Below are 15,120 nucleotides of genomic sequence, written 5' to 3' on the forward strand. Positions count from 1 at the left end.
GTCGGAGCGGTTACCTTTCGGAGGCGAGGGACGCGGTGCGGCGGGCGGACGGCAGGAACGCCGCCAGCAGGACGCCGAGCGCGACCGTGCCCGTCGCGATGAGGAACGAGATGCGGAAACCGGTCATGTTCGGGACGTCGGTCCCGCCGAAGGAGACCGTGTTGCGGGCGAGGACGGTGCCGAGCACGGCGCTGGACACCGAGGTGCCGATCGAGCGCATGAGCGTGTTGAGGCCGTTGGCGGCGCCGGTCTCCGACACCTCCACCGCCCCCATGATCAGCGTGGGCAGCGCCGAGTAGGCGAGCCCGATCCCCGCGCCGACCATCGTGGTGATCAGCGCGACCTGCCAGACGGCGTTCATCAGGCCCTGCGCCGCGACGTAGGCGCCGCCGATCACCGCCAGCCCGAGGATCAGCGAGGTCTTCGGGCCGCGCGCGGCCGAGATCCGCGCCGACAGCGGGGAGACGAGCATCATCGACACCCCCATCGGCGCCACCGCGAGCCCGGCGACCAGCAGCGACTGCCCGAGCCCGTAGCCGGTGGAGGTCGGCAGCTCCAGCAACTGCGGCAGGACGAGCGACATCGCGTAGAACGACACGCCGACCGTGATCGCGGTCAGGTGGGTGAGGAGCACCTGGCGGCGGACGGTCGTGCGCAGGTCCACCAGCGGGTCGCGGACCCGCAGCTCCAGCACGCCCCACAGCACCAGGATCGCCAGCCCCGCGACGACGAGGCCGAGCGTGAGCGGGCTCGTCCAGCCCCAGTCGCCGCCCTTGGTGATCGGCAGCAGCAGGGCCAGCAGGCCGGCGGACAGGCCGACCGTCCCCGCGTGGTCGAAGCGCCCCTCGGCGCGGACGTCCGACTCGGGCACCGCGACCAGCACGAGCACGAACGACACGACGCCGAGCGCGGCGGCGCCGTAGAAGAGCGTGTGCCAGGAGTAGTGCTGGGCGACGTAGGCGGCGAGCGGCAGGCCGAGCGCGCCGCCGACGCCGAGCGAGGAGCTCATCAGCGCGAGCGCGGAGCCGAGCCGCTCGCGGGGCAGCACGTCCCGCATCAGGCTGATGCCGAGCGGGATCGCGCCCATCGCGAAGCCCTGGATCGCGCGGCCGATGACGACGAGCGCGAGGTCGGAGCCGACCGCGGCGACCAGCGACCCCACGACGACCGCGCCGACGCTGACGAGGATCAGCCGCCGCTTGCCGTACAGGTCGCCGAGCCGTCCCATGATCGGGGTCGCGACCGCGCCCGACAGCAGGGTCGCGGTCATCGCCCAGGTGGCGTTCGAGAGCGAGGTGTGCAGCAGCTCGGGAAGCTGCCCGATCACGGGGATCAGCAGTGTCTGCATGAGCGCGACGACGATGCCGGTGAACGCCAGCACCGCGATCAGCCTGCCGCCCCCGCCGTCCCGCCCCGGGTCCGGAAGGCCGACACCGGACGGGGTCGCCGCCGGTGAGTCCGTCACCGGCGGCGCTGACGCCGGCCGGGAGCCGGCGGGCTGGGCTGACATGCGGAGGTCCCTCCGGGGGGTCGGGGAGCGCCCGGCGGTGATCACACGGGCCGTTGAACCTAAGGTCTTTCGGGCCCGTTCCATTCCCGGCGGGACGGCGGCGAGACCGAGATCACGACGGCGCACCTCCCGACCGGGCCCGCCCGCACCGGGCCGGATGGGAGGTGCGCCGCGCGACGTCCTCAGGCGGGGACGTGGTCCTTGTCGCGGGTCCAGTGCCGGTGCGCGGCGATCGCCTCGATCAGTCGCGAGGTGAAGCCGGAGGCGTCGCCCTCGGCGGTGACCACGCCCGCGTCCGACACCGTGTCGCCGTCGGCGAACCGGACGCCGGTGATCCCCGCGCGCTCCAGCAGGCCGATGCCCGCGCCGAGCGCGCCGATCGCCTTGCAGTGCACGAACGCCTCCGCGACGAAGTGCACGGCGTCGCCGTCCTGCGCGAGGGCGCGGACGCCCACCTCGCCGCCCGGGACGAGGACCGCGTCGTACAGGACGGACGCCACCGTCGGCATCGCGCGGGTCACCTCCACCTGCGCGCCGTTGGCGGCCTGCACGAACCCGTCCTCGGCGGCGAGGATCTCGCACACCGCCCCCGCCTCGGTCAGCGCCTCGCCGACGGCGGCGATCGCGGCCGAGTCGACCCCGTCGGCGGCGAGGACCGCGACCTTGCGGCCCCGCACGGAGTCCGCCGGCGCCCGGTCCTGGCTCAGCGCGGGCGAGGTGCGCCCGTGCCCCTCGGCGATGCCGGGCGTCGGCGGCTCGACCCCGACGCCCTTCGCGACCTGGACGGCGAGGTCGTGGTCGACGTGGTTGAGCTGGGCGACCACGCCCTCGCGGACCTGCTTGCGCTCGCACTTGCCGAGCTCGAACCGGAACGCGCCGACGATATGCTCGCGCTCCCAGCCGGACATGCTGTTCCAGAACAGCCGCGCCTGGGAGTAGTGGTCGGCGAAGCTCGCGCTCCGCTTGCGGATCTTGTTGCCGTCCACCCGCTCCTGGAAGTGCGTGTAGGAGCCCTCGCCGCCGACGGCCGGGCAGCCGCCCGACAGCGTGTTCTTGTGGTAGCTCGCCTGCCCCTGCTGGAGGGTCATCTGGTGGTAGCCGTCGCGATGGTGGTTGCGCACCTTCGCGACAGGCTGGTTGACGGGGATCTGCGGGAAGTTCGGCCCCCCGAGCCGGATCAGCTGGGTGTCGAGGTAGGAGAACAGCCGCGCCTGGAGCAGCGGGTCGTTGGTGAAGTCGATGCCGGGCACGACGTTGGCGATGTGGAAGGCGACCTGCTCGGTCTCGGCGAAGAAGTTGTCGGGGTTGCGGTCCAGCACCAGCCGCCCGACCGTCCGCACCGGCACCTCCTCCTCCGGAATGATCTTCGTGGCGTCGAGCAGGTCGAAGTCGAACCGGTGCTCGTCCTCGGCCGGGACGAGCTGCACGCCGAACTCGAACTCGGGGTGGTCGCCGGCCTCGATCCGGTCCCACAGGTCGCGGCGGTTGAAGTCGGGGTCCTTCCCGGCGATCTTCTGCGTCTCGTCCCAGGCCAGCGAGTGGGTGCCGAGCACCGGCCGCCAGTGGAACTTCACGAACGTCGCGCGCCCCTCCGCGTTGACGAGCCGGAAGGTGTGCACGCCGAAGCCCTGCATCATGGCGTAGCTGCGCGGCAGCGCCCGGTCGGACATGAGCCACATCATCATGTGCATGGTCTCGGGCTGGAGCTGCACGAAGTCCCAGAGCGTGTCGTGCGCCGAGGACGCCTGCGGGATCTCGTTCGGCGGCTCGGGCTTCACCGCGTGGACGAAGTCGGGGAACTTGATCCCGTCCTGGATGAAGAAGACCGGCATGTTGTTGCCGACGAGGTCGAAGTTGCCCTGCCGGGTGTAGAACTTCGTCGCGAAGCCGCGGACGTCGCGGACGGTGTCGGCCGAGCCGCGCGACCCGGCGACGGTGGAGAAGCGCACGAACACCGGCGTCGTCAGCGAGGTGTCGCACAGGAACTCGGCGGTCGTGTACTCCGCGAGCGACTCGTGCAGCCGGAAGTGCCCGTAGGCGCCGGAGCCGCGCGCGTGGACGACGCGCTCGGGGATCCGCTCGTGGTCGAAATGGGTGATCTTCTCCCGCAGATGGAAGTCGTCCATCAGCGTCGGGCCGCGCTCGCCCGCGGCGAGCGAGTTGTCGGTGTCGTCGACCTGGATGCCCTGGTCGGTGGTGAGCCGGGTGTCCTCCGGGGCCACCCGCCACCGCTCCAGTTGCTCCTGCTTCGGGTCGTCGTGGCCGGCGGGGTCCGCCATGTCCAGCTCCCTTGGTAACGGTTCGGCTTCGCGGCTCGGCTACCCAGCGATCTCCGCGGTATGCGCGGTTTGACCGGACCTTGGGGGCCCGCAGACGCGGTCCCGGGGCGCGCGGCCGCCGCGTCCGCGGGGTTCGCGCCGGGTGGCGCGGGCGGTGCCTTTCCGGTGCCGTCTCCGTGTCGCCGGGGTCCATGCCGTCCTGCCCGCACCCGAAATCCGCTACGGTCAAGGTCGCCGCGTAGGCAAGGGGAAGGAAGACAGGGCACACATGGCCGAGAAGGTCATTCGCGTGGACGACATCGACGGATCCGAAGGGGACGATGTCGCAAAGCGAGACTTCGAACTCTTGGGTCGGACGTTCACGATCGACTTGAGCGATGACAACGACAAGCGCCTGCACGAGATGCTGGACGCCCTGGCGCCCTTCATCGACAACGCCGTGGAGGTGAAGCCCGCCGGTAAGGGCCGCAAGACCGCCCGCGCCGCGAAGATCAAGGGCTACACGAACGGCGATGTCCGCGCCTGGGCATTGCGGGAGGACATCGAAGTGTCCGAACGTGGCAAGATATCCGATGAGGTCTATGCTGCATTCATCGAGACCCATCCGGACGCGAAGCCGGACGCATAGCTAGTAGGGAGTCCCCGCATGGCACAGAAGGTCGAAGTCCTTCTCGTGGACGACATCGACGGCGGCGAGGCTGACGAGACCGTCAGCTTTTCGCTCGATGGCACCACTTACGAGATCGACCTGAGCAAGAAGAACGCCGCCAAGCTGCGCGACGGCCTCGGGCCGTTCGTCGCCAGCGCCCGCAAGGCCCGCAAGACGACGGGCCGGGCGGGCCGCGCCCGCACGACCAACAGCCGCGAGCGGTCCGCCGAGATTCGCGAGTGGGCCAAGAGCAGCGGCATCAAGGTCAATGAGCGGGGCCGTATCCCCGCCAATGTGATCGAGAAGTACGAGGCGGCGCACTAGCACCGGCTCACGCGGCCGGCGGCGTTCCGGCGACGGCGCCGGGGGCCGGGGTGGAATCTCACCCCGGCCCCCTTGCGTATGTCCGTCCGGATCTTCGCGCGGGCCAATCGAACCGGCGAATCGGACCACCGAATCAGGACGGCCGAATTTCGCATGGCGGAGATCAACCGTATGGCCCGCCCTTAGCGGGCGAAATTGGGCGAAGGGGGCAGGGACGGTTGGGACGCGCGACACGGCGGGACAGGCTCCGCTACTGGTTCGACACCACGATGTCGAAGGGGACCCCCGCCCTCATCGGCTGGCTCGCCCTCGCCTCCGGCGCGCTCGTCCTCGTGGTCGCCACCGCCGCCGTCGTCCTCGCGCCGGCCGACAGCGGCAGGAACGGGCACTGGCCCGGGATGGTGTGGCGGAGCCTGCTGCGCACGCTCGACCCCGGCACGATGGGCGGCGACTCCGGCGGCGTCGCGTTCCTCTCGCTGATGCTGCTGTCCACGATCGGCGGGATCTTCATCGTCAGCTCGCTGATCGGCGTGATCACCACCGGTCTGGAGGCGAAGATCGGTGAGCTGCGCAAGGGCCGCTCGCGGATCGTCGAGCACGACCACACCGTCCTGCTCGGCTGGTCGGAGCAGGTGTTCACGGTCGTCGCCGAGCTGGTGGAGGCCAACCAGAGCGAGCGCCGCTCCTGCGTCGCGATCCTCGCCGACCGCGACAAGGTCGAGATGGAGGACGCGCTGCGCGCCCGCGTCGGCGAGTTCGGCCGCACCCGGATCGTGTGCCGGACGGGCAACCCGCTGAAGGTCGCCGACCTGGAGCTGGTCAGCCCCGGCACGGCGCGCTCGATCATGGTGCTGTCGCCGGAGGTCCCCGACTCCGACACCCACGTCATCAAGGTGCTGCTCTCGCTCGGCACCCGCGCCTTCGAGGACCCCAGCCCGCACGTCGTGGCGGCCGTGCACGACTCGGCGAACCTGCCCGCCGCGCGGCTGGCGGGCGGCGAGCGGACCCGCGTGATCGACGCCGACGACATCGCGATCCGGCTGATCGTCCAGTCGCACCGGCAGTCGGGCCTCTCGCAGGTCTGCACCGAGCTGCTCGACTTCGCCGGCCACGAGTTCTACATGCGCCGCGAGCCGGCGCTCGCGGGCATGCCGTTCGGCGCCGCGCTGTCGGCCTACGACCTCGGCGTCCCGGCGGGGCTGCGGCGCGGCGACGGGACCGTGCTGCTCAACCCCCCGGGCGGCACGGTGATCCGCGCCGACGACGAGGTCATCGTGCTCGCCGAGGACGACCTGCTGATCCGGCTCGGCGGCGGCACCCCGCCGCCCGTCCGGGAGCAGGCGATCACCACCGCGACCCCGCGCGAGCCGGAGCCGGGCCGGACGCTGCTGCTCGGCTGGAACCACCGCGCCCCGAAGATCATCGAGCTGCTGGACGACTTCGTCGCCCCCGGCTCGGAGCTGATCGTGGCGGCGCCGCGCGACGACCCGACCGGCGTCCTGCCCCCGTTCGCCAACCTCAAGGTCGGCTTCAGCCGCGCCGAGCCCACCGACCGCCCCTCGCTGGAGGCGCTCGACGTCGGCACCTACCAGCACGTCGTCGTGCTGTCGGACGAGGGCTTCGACCGCGAGCACGCCGACGCCCGCACGCTGGTCACACTCCTGCACCTGCGCGACATGGAGGACGCGCTCGGCGACCCGTTCTCGATCGTCAGCGAGATCAACGACGACGCCAACCGGGAGGTCGCGCAGGTCACCAAGGCCGACGACTTCGTCGTCAGCGACAAGCTGATCAGCCTGATGCTGACCCAGCTGAGCGAGAACCGGCACCTGTACGACGTGTTCGCCGACCTGCTCGACTCCGCGGGCTCGGAGATCTACCTCAAGCCCGCCGGGGACTACCTGGTGCCGGGCGCCGCCGCCGACTTCGCGACGCTGATCGAGTCGGCGCGGCGGCGCGGCGAGGTCGCGCTCGGCTACCGGCTGCACGCCCGCTTCCACGAGCCGCCCGGGTACGGCGTCGTCCTCAACCCGGACAAGACCGCCCCGCTGACGCTCGCCGCCGAGGACCGCGTGATCGTCGTCGCCGAGAACTGACGGCGCGCTTCCGAAATCCGGTCGCCGATATTCCGGACCGGCCATAAACGGCCGCGCGGATAAACAATGTGCGCCGGCTCACGGTGGGCGCCCACAATGGACACGCGGGGTGATCATTGTGGACGAGCGGATGATGGTGCTGGGAGCACGCGTCGCGGAGATCGAGGCCCTCTACACCTGCGTTCTGGAGACCGGCGATCCGCGCGCGAGGCGGCGGCTGCTGGCCGAGCTGGCGAGGGCGGGCACCCGGCTCTCCGCCGACGCGTCGACGGGCCCCTCCGGGCGGGGCGCGGGCCCGAGCCCGCGGCTGCGCCGCCGCATTGTCCGCGCGCGGCGCACCGCCGACTGGATCATCTCCCGCACCGACGGCCGGAGTCGCCCCAACTAAGGGCCGCCCCGCGCAACCTCCTCCGGAGCGGCACCGCAGGAGCCGCGCACCCTACGAAGCCGCACCCCGGGTGCGCCCCGCCGGCTGCCGCGACCCACGCGGCCACGCCGCCCGGAGCCGTGCCGTCCGGTGCGGCCCCCGTCGGGCGCCGCACCTACCCGGCTGCGCCGCCCGGAGTGGTGCCGTCCGGTGCGGTCTCTTCGCGCGTCGCGGCCCACCCGGCTGCATCGGCCGAGGCCGCGCCGTTCGGTGGTCCCCGTCGAGCGCCGCGCCTACGCGGCTGCGCCGCCCGGGATCGTGCCGTCCGGTGTGGTCCCGACGGGGGCTGCGGCCTACGCGGCAGCGCCGCCCGGGATCGTGCCGTCCGGTGTGGTCCCGACGGGGGCTGCGGCCTACGCGGCAGCGCCGCCCGGGGTCGTGCCGTGGGGTGTCGCGTCGTCCGGGACGGGTGGGAGGACGAGGTCCTGGCCGGCGCGCAGCGCGACGGCGACGCGGTCGCGGAGGGCGGTCTCGGCGCGGTGGGCGTCCTCGGCCATGCCCCGGATCTCGGCGCCCGCCATCGCGTCGCCCGCGGTCCCCGCGAGCAGGTCGCGGTAGCGGGCGTTCTGCTCGGGGAGCGCCTGGATCACCCGCGACTCGTGGTAGGCGTCGTCGGTCTCGCGGGCGCGGCGGGCGTAGCCCTCCAGCGCCTCGATCCGCTGCGTCACCGAGCGGACCGACAGCGCGAGCGCGCGGTCCTGCGGCTCCAGCAGGGCGCGGACGCTCTCCGAGAGCCGCTCGGGACGCATCGCGGCGCGTTCGCGGCGGAGCCGGGTGTGCTCGGCGAGGGCCTCCGCGATCGCCCATTCCTGCCGGGGCAGGACGACCCGGTTGTTGACGGCGTCCAGCAGCCCGGCGCCGTGGGCCTGCGAGCCGAGGACGGCGTCGACGGCGCGCTGGGCGCGCACCAGCAGCCGCGCGGCGGGCCGGTCGAAGTCGGCGGCCAGCAGGTAGCGGCCGTGGTGGTCGCGCGCGGTGCGGGCGGCGGCGGGCTCGCGGACGTGGCGCAGCGCGCCGAGCACCCAGCCGGCGAAGCTCACCCCGGCCAGCGCGGCGGCGACCTCGGGCCATCCGAGGAGGATCAGCGCGATCTGGAGGGCGGGCGTGAGCATCATCGCGAGGACGGGCAGCCGCCCCCATCGCGCCGCGTCGCCGAGCAGTTCGTCGTGGTCGAGGGAGGCGATGAAGAACAGCCGCAGCCAGCCGCCCGGCAGGACGCCGTAGAACAGCGCGAACGCCGGGATCCACACGAGCCGCGCGGCGGCGGTGGCGGGGCTCAGCCGCGGGCGCGGCGGCGCGGGCGCGCTCGCCGGGACGAGCCGCTCGGGCGACCCGGTGAGCAGTGCGCGGTCGGCCTCCGCGATGTCGGGATCGACGACGGGACGGGGACGGCATTCGTCGTTCATCGGCACTCCCCACCGTGTTCCTGGGGCATTCGCCCGCGTGTTCTACCGTGCTACCACGGGTATCCGCGCACCCTCCAGATTGTCACGGGATCCGAACATTCACCGGGGCCCGTCCGGTGATACCCGCATTCCCCCGGTCCATTTAGCCGCCGCCTAAATGACTGCCTGGACGGACCGTTCCGGGGTGGGGTGTACGGCATGACCGTCGCCCTCGCCGTGATCCTCGCCGGAGTCCTGCACGCCATCTGGAACGCCATCGCCAAGGGCGCGGCCGACCGCTGGGCGACCTTCGCCCTGATCGGGCTCGGTCAGGCCATCGCCGTCGCGCCGCTGCTGGCTCTCGGCCTCATCCCCGACCGGGGCGCGTGGCCGTGGCTCGCGACGTCGGTCGCCGTGCACATCGTGTACATGGGACTGCTGCTGAAGTCGTACGAGCTGGGTGATTTCGGGCAGGTGTACCCGCTGGCGCGGGGCAGCGCGCCGCTCGTCGTCGCGCTGGTGGCGGCGTTCGGGCTCGGCGAGCGCCCCTCCCCCGCGCAGGCCGCGGGGATCGCCGCGGTCTGCGGCGGGCTCGCGGTGCTGGCCTTCGCCGGACGCGCCGCCGAGACGCCCCACGACCCGCGCGCGGTGGCGGCGGCGCTGCTCACCGGCGCGGCGATCGCGTCCTACACGCTGGTGGACGGCGTCGGGGTGCGCGCGGCGGGCGGGGTGCTGCCCTACACGGCGTGGCTGTTCGGGCTGCAGGGGCCGGTGACGGTCGCGGCCGTCATCGCGGTCCGGGGCACGAGGACGATCACCCGGCTGGACCGGCGGCAGTGGCTGACCGGCCTGGCCGGGGCGCTGATCGCGGTCACCGCGTACGGGATCGTGCTGTGGGCGCAGACGCGCGGGGCGCTGGCCTCGGTGGCGGCGCTGCGCGAGACCGGGGTGGTGTCGGGGGCGGTCATCGGCGCGGTGTTCTTCTCCGAGCGGCTCGGGCCCCGGCGGATCGCGGCGGCGTGCGTCGTCGCGACGGGCGCCGTCCTGATCACCGTGCACTAGGGGCGGGCGAGGGCCCGGCGGAGGGCGGCGGCGACGGCGTCCGGCGTGGGGGCCCGCAAGGTCGCGGCGAGGTGCGCGTCGGGCCGGACGACCCAGACCTCTCCGGGGCGCAGGCCGAGGGCGGCGGCGAGCCCGCCCGACGGATCGAGGTCGGCGACCCGCAGCGCCCGCAGCGGGACGTCGGTGATGCCGGCGGCGAGGTCGTCCTCGACGCCGGGGGTGAGCAGCAGGGTGAAGCCGTCCCGCAGCAGTTCGCGGAGGCGGCCGCCCGGCAGCGGGGCGTCCGGCACGATCACGCCGGGCGCGGGCGGGTGGACGGCGCCCTTGGGCGGGCGTCCGGTGGGCGGCCGCGCCGGGTCGGGCGTGGTCAGCGGCGACGCGGTGTACCAGAACGGCTCGGCGAACCGTCCGGAGTCGACCGCCCCGACGGCGGCGGGGTCGGCGGCGGCGCGCTCCAGCGCGCCGGCGCGGGCCGCGTGCTCCCGTTCGGTCTGCGGGGCGAGGAAGCGCATGGTCGCCGTCGTCACGTCGAGGTTCTCCAGGGCGGCGGCGCGGCGTTCGGCGTCGTAGCTGTCGAGCAGGGCGGGCGGGGCCCAGCCGCGCAGCACGAACGCGACCTTCCAGGCGGCGTTCTCCGCGTCGGGGACGCCGGAGTTCAGTCCCCGGGCGCCGAACGGCGCGTACTGGTGGGCGCAGTCCCCCGCGAGCAGGACGCGCCCGGCCCGCATCCGGTCGGCGACGCGGGAGTGGAAGGTGTAGACCGACGCCCAGACCACCTCGTACGGGCGGGAGCCGATGATCTGCCGGATGCGGCGGTCGAGCGCGGCGCCGGTCTCGGCGGCCAGTGAGAAGTCGGGCGGCACCTGCCAGTCGATCCGGTAGCAGGAGTCGGGGCACGGGTGGATGAGCACCTGGCGGCCGGGGTTCCAGGGCGGGTCGAAGTAGAAGCGGCGCTCGCGCTCGCGGCCGGGCAGGTCGGCGCGCAGGTCGACGATGAGGAACCGGTCCTCGAAGCTCTCGCCCGGCAGGCCGATGCCGAGGGACTCGCGCAGTTCGGGACGTCCGCCGGAACAGCAGATCACATAGGGGGCGCGGACGGACGAGCCGTCCGCGCACCGCACGGTCACGCCGTCGCCGTCCTCGTCGAGGGCCGTGACCTCGCTGCCCCACCGGACCTCCACGAGCGGCTCGGCGGCGGCGCGCTCGTCCAGCAGCCGCTCCGTGCGGGCCTGGGAGATGTTCACGCAGGGCGGCAGCGTCCCGGGGTCGTCGAACGTCCAGGAGAACAGCTCGCGGTCGCGGTGGTAGGTGCGCGCGGTCGTCCACGCGAGCCCCTCGCGGGCGATGGCGCCCGCCCCGGCCGCCGCCCAGATGTCGAGGACGTCGCCCTGCTGGCAGATCGACCGCGATCCGGCCTCCACGCGGCGCGGGCGGCGTTCGAGGACGACCGAGGGCACGCCCCACCGGGCGAGCAGCAGCGCGGCGGTCAGCCCGACCGGACCCGCGCCGACCACGGCGACGGGCGCGGCGGCGGCGCCCATCAGTCCTGGAGCTCCGCCCAGACCCGCCGGTCGCGTTCGGCCGTCCAGACGCGGGGGCGCTCGACGCCGTCCAGCTCGTCCCAGAGGCGGGAGACGTCGAACGGCAGGCAGTGCTCGAAGATCGGCCAGCCGCCGTAGTCGGGCGCGAGCGCGGCGTGGACGGCGGCGAAGGCGTCCTTCAGCGTGCCGCCCCGCTCGCGGACGCGGCCGGTCTCGCGAAGCATCGTCTCCAGGAACCCGCGCGTCTGGTCGATCGCGGCGCGGGCCTCGGCGCGGCCGTGCGCGACGGCGCCGCGCCCGCCGACGAGGGTCTCGGCGCCGAACGAGGCGACGTGGTCGAGGGTGCCCGTCGCCCACTCGCGGTGGAAGGCGTCGCCGGTGTAGAGCGCGGCCTGCGTCTCGACCAGGTCGCCCGCGAACAGGACCCTGTGCTTGGGAAGCCACGCGACGATGTCGCCCTCGGTGTGGCCGCGTCCGCAGTAGGCGAGGTCGAGGTCGCCCCGGTCGCCGCCGAGGTCGATGGTCAGGGTGCTGGAGAAGGTGAGGGTCGGCCGGGTGAGCCCGGGGATGGTCTCCGGCTCGCGGAACAGCCGGGGCATTCGCCCGAACTCCGACGCCCAGTCCTGCTCGCCGCGCTCGGCGATCAGCGCGCGGGTCCGGTCGTGCGCGATGATCACCGGCGCGTGGAAGGCGCTCGCGCCGAGCGTCCGGACCGCGTGGTAGTGCGACAGCACGAGGTAGCGGATCGGCTTGTCGGTGTGGGTGCGCAGCACGGCCAGCCAGTCGCGGGCCGCGGCCGGGGTGGCGAGGGCCTCGAAGCAGACGAGGAAGTCCTCGCCCTCGACGGCGCCGATGTTCGGATCGCCCTCGGCCGTGAGCGCGTACACCCCGTCGGCCAGGACCTCCAGCGTCTGCGTCTTGTCGTCCAGGTCGGCGGACGACGCGAACGGTCTGGGCATGCTCGGCCCCCTCGCACTCGTGGCCGCCCCGGGTCGGCCCCGGGAGCGGGCCGTTCACGCGCGTGGTCGGCTTCCACGCGATCACATTTCACGCGCAGGTTTACATTCCACACCGGTGCGGTGCATAACCATCCCGATCACGATCAGCCCGGCGGCCGTTCCCGGCGGGGCGGACCGGGTAGAAAGATCGCTAACCGGATGCGGGCGAGCGGGGGGAGGCACGCGTGGGCGCCGTCCTCGGGCTGGTGGCCGTCCTCGTGCTGACGGTGGCGACCGGCTACTTCGTGGCGCAGGAGTTCGCGTTCGTCACCGCCGACCGGCCGCTGCTCGACCAGCGCGCCGCCGAGGGCGACCGCGCGGCGGCGCGGGCGGTGCGGGTGATGGAGCGGTTGTCGTTCATGCTGTCGGGCGCGCAGCTCGGGATCACGGTGACGGCCCTGGTGGTCGGGTTCATCGCCAAGCCTGCGCTCGCCGACCTGATCGGCCCGGCGCTGCGGGCGGCGGGCGTGCCGGCGGGCGCGTCGGGCGGCGTGGCGGTGGCGCTGGGGTTCGCGCTGGCCACGATCGTGCAGATGGTGCTGGGCGAGCTGTTCCCGAAGAACCTGGCGCTCGCGCGGGCGGAGCCGCTGGCGCGGGCGCTCGCCGCGTCCACGCTGGTCTACCTGGCGGTGGCGGCGCCGCTGATCCGGTTCTTCGACGCGTCGGCGAACCGGCTCGTCCGGGCCGCCGGGATCGAGCCGGTGGAGGAGCTGCACCACGGCGCGACGCTGGAGGAGCTCGGGCACATCATCGGCGAGTCGGGCGAGCAGCTCGGCGAGGGGCACGCCGACCTCCTCGAACGCGCGCTGGCCTTCTCCGACCGCGACGCCGAGGAGGTGATGGTGCCGCGCGTCGACGTGGTGACGGTGCCGGCGTCCGCGCGGGCGGCCGAGCTGACCGACGTCATCACGGCGGGCGGGCACTCGCGCTACCCGGTCCTCGGCGAGCGGGTGGACGACGTCGTCGGCGTCGTCGGCCTGGACGAGCTGGTCAGGCTGGACCCGGGCGAGGCGGAGAGCGTCCCGGTCGGCGCGATCGCGCGCCCGCCGCTGCTGGTGCCCTCCTCGCTGCCGCTGCCGGACGTGGTGTCGCGGCTGCGGGACGCGGCGGTGCCGCTGGCCTGCGTGGTCGACGAGTACGGCGGCTTCGCCGGGATCGTCACCTGGGAGGACGTCGCGGAGGAGCTGGTCGGGGAGATCGCCGACGAGCACGACGCCGAGGAGGACCTCGCGGTCCGGCGCGGCGAGTGGTGGACGACCGACGCGGGCCTGCGGGTCGACGAGGTCGCGCACGAGACCGGCGTCGCGCTGCCCGAGGGCGACTACGAGACCGTCGCGGGCCTGCTGCACCAGCGGCTCGGCCGGGTCGCCATGCCCGGCGACGTCGTCACCGTCGAGCTGGAGCCCGCCCGGCTGGACGAGCCGCCGCGCGCCGCCGTCGTGGAGGTGCTGACGATCCGCCGCCACGTCCCGGAACTGATCCGCATCCGCACCGTGGAGGGGGAGCGGGAGTGAACCTCGCGCTGGGCGCACCGGTCACGCTGGCGCTGCTGGCCGGCAACGGGTTCTTCGTCGCCACCGAGTTCGCGCTGGTGGCGGCCAGACGCCCCCGGCTGGAGCGGGCCGCCGCGCGCGGCAGCCGGGCGGCGGGCGCGGCGGTCGCGGGCATCTCCGAGCTGTCGCTGACGCTCGCGGGCGCGCAGCTCGGCATCACGATGTGCTCGCTCGGCCTCGGCCTGGTGTCGGAGCCGGTGTTCGCGGGCACGCTGGCGCCGCTGTTCCACGCGGCCGGGCTGCCGTCCGGCGGCGCGCACGCGGTGGCGTTCGTGCTGGCGCTCGGCCTGGTGACGTTCCTGCACATGGTGGTCGGGGAGATGGCTCCGAAGTCGTGGGCGATCGCCGGCCCGGAGCGCTCGGCGACCATCCTCGGGCTGCCGTTCCGCGCGTTCACGGCGCTCGTGCGGCCGGTGCTGGCGGCGCTGAACGGGGCCACGAACCTGCTGCTGCGCGCGGTCGGCGTCGCCCCGGACGGGTCGCGGGAGGTCTCGCGCACCCCCGAGCAGCTCCGCCGCATCGCCGAGGAGTCGCGGCGGCTCGGGCTGATCGAGGAGGCCGACCTGTCGCTGCTCACCGCCGCGCTGGACGCCCCGCGCGCCCCGCTGGCCGAGCTGGTCATCCCGGTGGCGGAGATCGTGTCGGTGCCCGCCTCGGCGAGCCCGCAGGACGTGCTCGACACCGCCGTCCGCACCGGCTGCACGCGGATCATGGTGCGCGGCGACGCGTTCCCGGGCGAGGCGCCGGCGGGGCGGGGCGAGGCGCGGATGGTGCACGTCCGGGACGCCTACGTGGCGCGGGCCCGGGGCCGGGACACGACCGCCGGCGAGCTGGCGCACCCGGTGCCCGCGCTGCCGGTCGGCACGCCGGTCGGCCGGGCGGTCGCGGTGCTGCGCGACCACCACAGCAGGCTCGGCGTGGCGACGGCGCCCGACGGCCGCGTCGTGGGCCTGATCAACCTGGACGACCTGCTCACCACCCTGCTCACCCCGGCCTGAACCCACGGCAGCCGTCAACATCGGTTGACATGGCCCCTGATGTCAACCTACATTGACAGCCATGAGCGATGGAGTGACGCTCGCCCGGGAGGCGGGCAGCAAGGACCCGGCGGTGGGGCTGCGGGCCGTCCGCGCGCTCCGCGAGCTGGCCGAACGCCTGGAGGCGCTCCAGGTCGCGAGCGCCCGCGAGCGCGGCTGGTCCTGGCAGGAGATCGCGGTGTGCCTCGGTGTCAGCAGGCAGGCCGTCCACAAGAAGCACGGCGGCGGTCGCCGCCTTCTCAAGAAGGAGCGGTAGGGG

At 73.9% G+C, this 15,120-nt stretch carries 13 protein-coding genes; 8 read left to right on the forward strand and 5 right to left on the reverse strand.

The features are described 5' to 3' along the window. Positions 1-10: 10 nt before the first annotated feature. Together GNZ18_RS21670 and GNZ18_RS21675 are read right to left on the reverse strand one after the other, a co-directional pair. Complete coding sequence (locus tag GNZ18_RS21670) at positions 11-1,465, reverse strand: MFS transporter (RefSeq protein ID WP_312874657.1); 1,455 nt, start codon at positions 1,463-1,465, stop codon at positions 11-13. A 227-nt stretch (positions 1,466-1,692) separates the two neighbouring features. Beyond that, positions 1,693-3,789, reverse strand: a complete 2,097-nt coding sequence (locus GNZ18_RS21675) for a catalase (protein WP_156218347.1) — start codon at positions 3,787-3,789, stop codon at positions 1,693-1,695. A 268-nt stretch (positions 3,790-4,057) separates the two neighbouring features. On the opposite strand from GNZ18_RS21675, the gene GNZ18_RS21680 reads away from it, so the two are divergent. From GNZ18_RS21680 to GNZ18_RS21695, 4 genes are all read left to right on the forward strand, one after another. Further along, entirely contained in the window at positions 4,058-4,417 is a 360-nt protein-coding gene (locus GNZ18_RS21680; RefSeq protein ID WP_156218348.1) for a histone-like nucleoid-structuring protein Lsr2, read from the forward strand. An 18-nt stretch (positions 4,418-4,435) separates the two neighbouring features. Then, the gene (locus GNZ18_RS21685; RefSeq protein WP_156218349.1) at positions 4,436-4,762 is read left to right on the forward strand and encodes a histone-like nucleoid-structuring protein Lsr2; all 327 of its coding nucleotides are present in this window, start codon (positions 4,436-4,438) and stop codon (positions 4,760-4,762) included. Positions 4,763-4,980: 218 nt separating this feature from the next. Further along, positions 4,981-6,858: a CASTOR/POLLUX-related putative ion channel gene (locus GNZ18_RS21690; RefSeq protein WP_308166056.1), complete on the forward strand. Its 1,878-nt coding sequence runs from the start codon at positions 4,981-4,983 to the stop codon at positions 6,856-6,858. Positions 6,859-6,967: 109 nt separating this feature from the next. Continuing rightward, a complete protein-coding gene (locus GNZ18_RS21695) occupies positions 6,968-7,246 on the forward strand; it encodes a hypothetical protein (RefSeq protein WP_156218350.1) in 279 nt (92 codons plus the stop codon). A 392-nt stretch (positions 7,247-7,638) separates the two neighbouring features. On the opposite strand, the gene GNZ18_RS21700 is transcribed toward GNZ18_RS21695, so the two are convergent. Continuing rightward, complete coding sequence (locus GNZ18_RS21700; protein WP_156218351.1) at positions 7,639-8,691, reverse strand: coiled-coil domain-containing protein; 1,053 nt, start codon at positions 8,689-8,691, stop codon at positions 7,639-7,641. Between the two features lie 198 nt (positions 8,692-8,889). Between GNZ18_RS21700 and GNZ18_RS21705 the strand changes: the two genes are divergently transcribed. Beyond that, positions 8,890-9,732, forward strand: coding sequence for an EamA family transporter (locus GNZ18_RS21705; RefSeq protein WP_156218352.1), 843 nt, complete (start codon positions 8,890-8,892; stop codon positions 9,730-9,732). On the opposite strand, the gene GNZ18_RS21710 is transcribed toward GNZ18_RS21705, so the two are convergent. Next, a complete protein-coding gene (locus GNZ18_RS21710; protein ID WP_156218353.1) occupies positions 9,729-11,273 on the reverse strand; it encodes an FAD-dependent monooxygenase in 1,545 nt (514 codons plus the stop codon). The two genes, GNZ18_RS21705 and GNZ18_RS21710, sit on opposite strands and share 4 nt — an antisense overlap. Then, positions 11,273-12,232, reverse strand: coding sequence for an MBL fold metallo-hydrolase (locus tag GNZ18_RS21715; RefSeq protein WP_156218354.1), 960 nt, complete (start codon positions 12,230-12,232; stop codon positions 11,273-11,275). The genes GNZ18_RS21710 and GNZ18_RS21715 overlap by 1 nt, the downstream gene beginning before the upstream one ends. A gap of 224 nt (positions 12,233-12,456) precedes the next feature. Here GNZ18_RS21715 and GNZ18_RS21720 point away from each other — a divergent pair, with 224 nt between their 5' ends. The 3 genes from GNZ18_RS21720 (at position 12,457) to GNZ18_RS21730 (ending at position 15,117) form a co-directional block, all read left to right on the forward strand. Then, complete coding sequence (locus GNZ18_RS21720; protein ID WP_312874658.1) at positions 12,457-13,785, forward strand: hemolysin family protein; 1,329 nt, start codon at positions 12,457-12,459, stop codon at positions 13,783-13,785. Then, positions 13,782-14,822: a CNNM domain-containing protein gene (locus tag GNZ18_RS21725; protein ID WP_214617909.1), complete on the forward strand. Its 1,041-nt coding sequence runs from the start codon at positions 13,782-13,784 to the stop codon at positions 14,820-14,822. Before GNZ18_RS21720 ends, GNZ18_RS21725 begins: the two co-directional genes overlap by 4 nt. Before the next feature lie 61 nt (positions 14,823-14,883). Beyond that, the gene (locus GNZ18_RS21730) at positions 14,884-15,117 is read left to right on the forward strand and encodes a helix-turn-helix domain-containing protein (protein WP_156218355.1); all 234 of its coding nucleotides are present in this window, start codon (positions 14,884-14,886) and stop codon (positions 15,115-15,117) included. The last annotated feature ends 3 nt before the right edge of the window (positions 15,118-15,120 follow it).

Origin of the sequence: Actinomadura litoris (assembly GCF_009733595.1) — a bacterium.
Taxonomy (GTDB): domain Bacteria; phylum Actinomycetota; class Actinomycetes; order Streptosporangiales; family Streptosporangiaceae; genus Spirillospora; species Spirillospora litoris.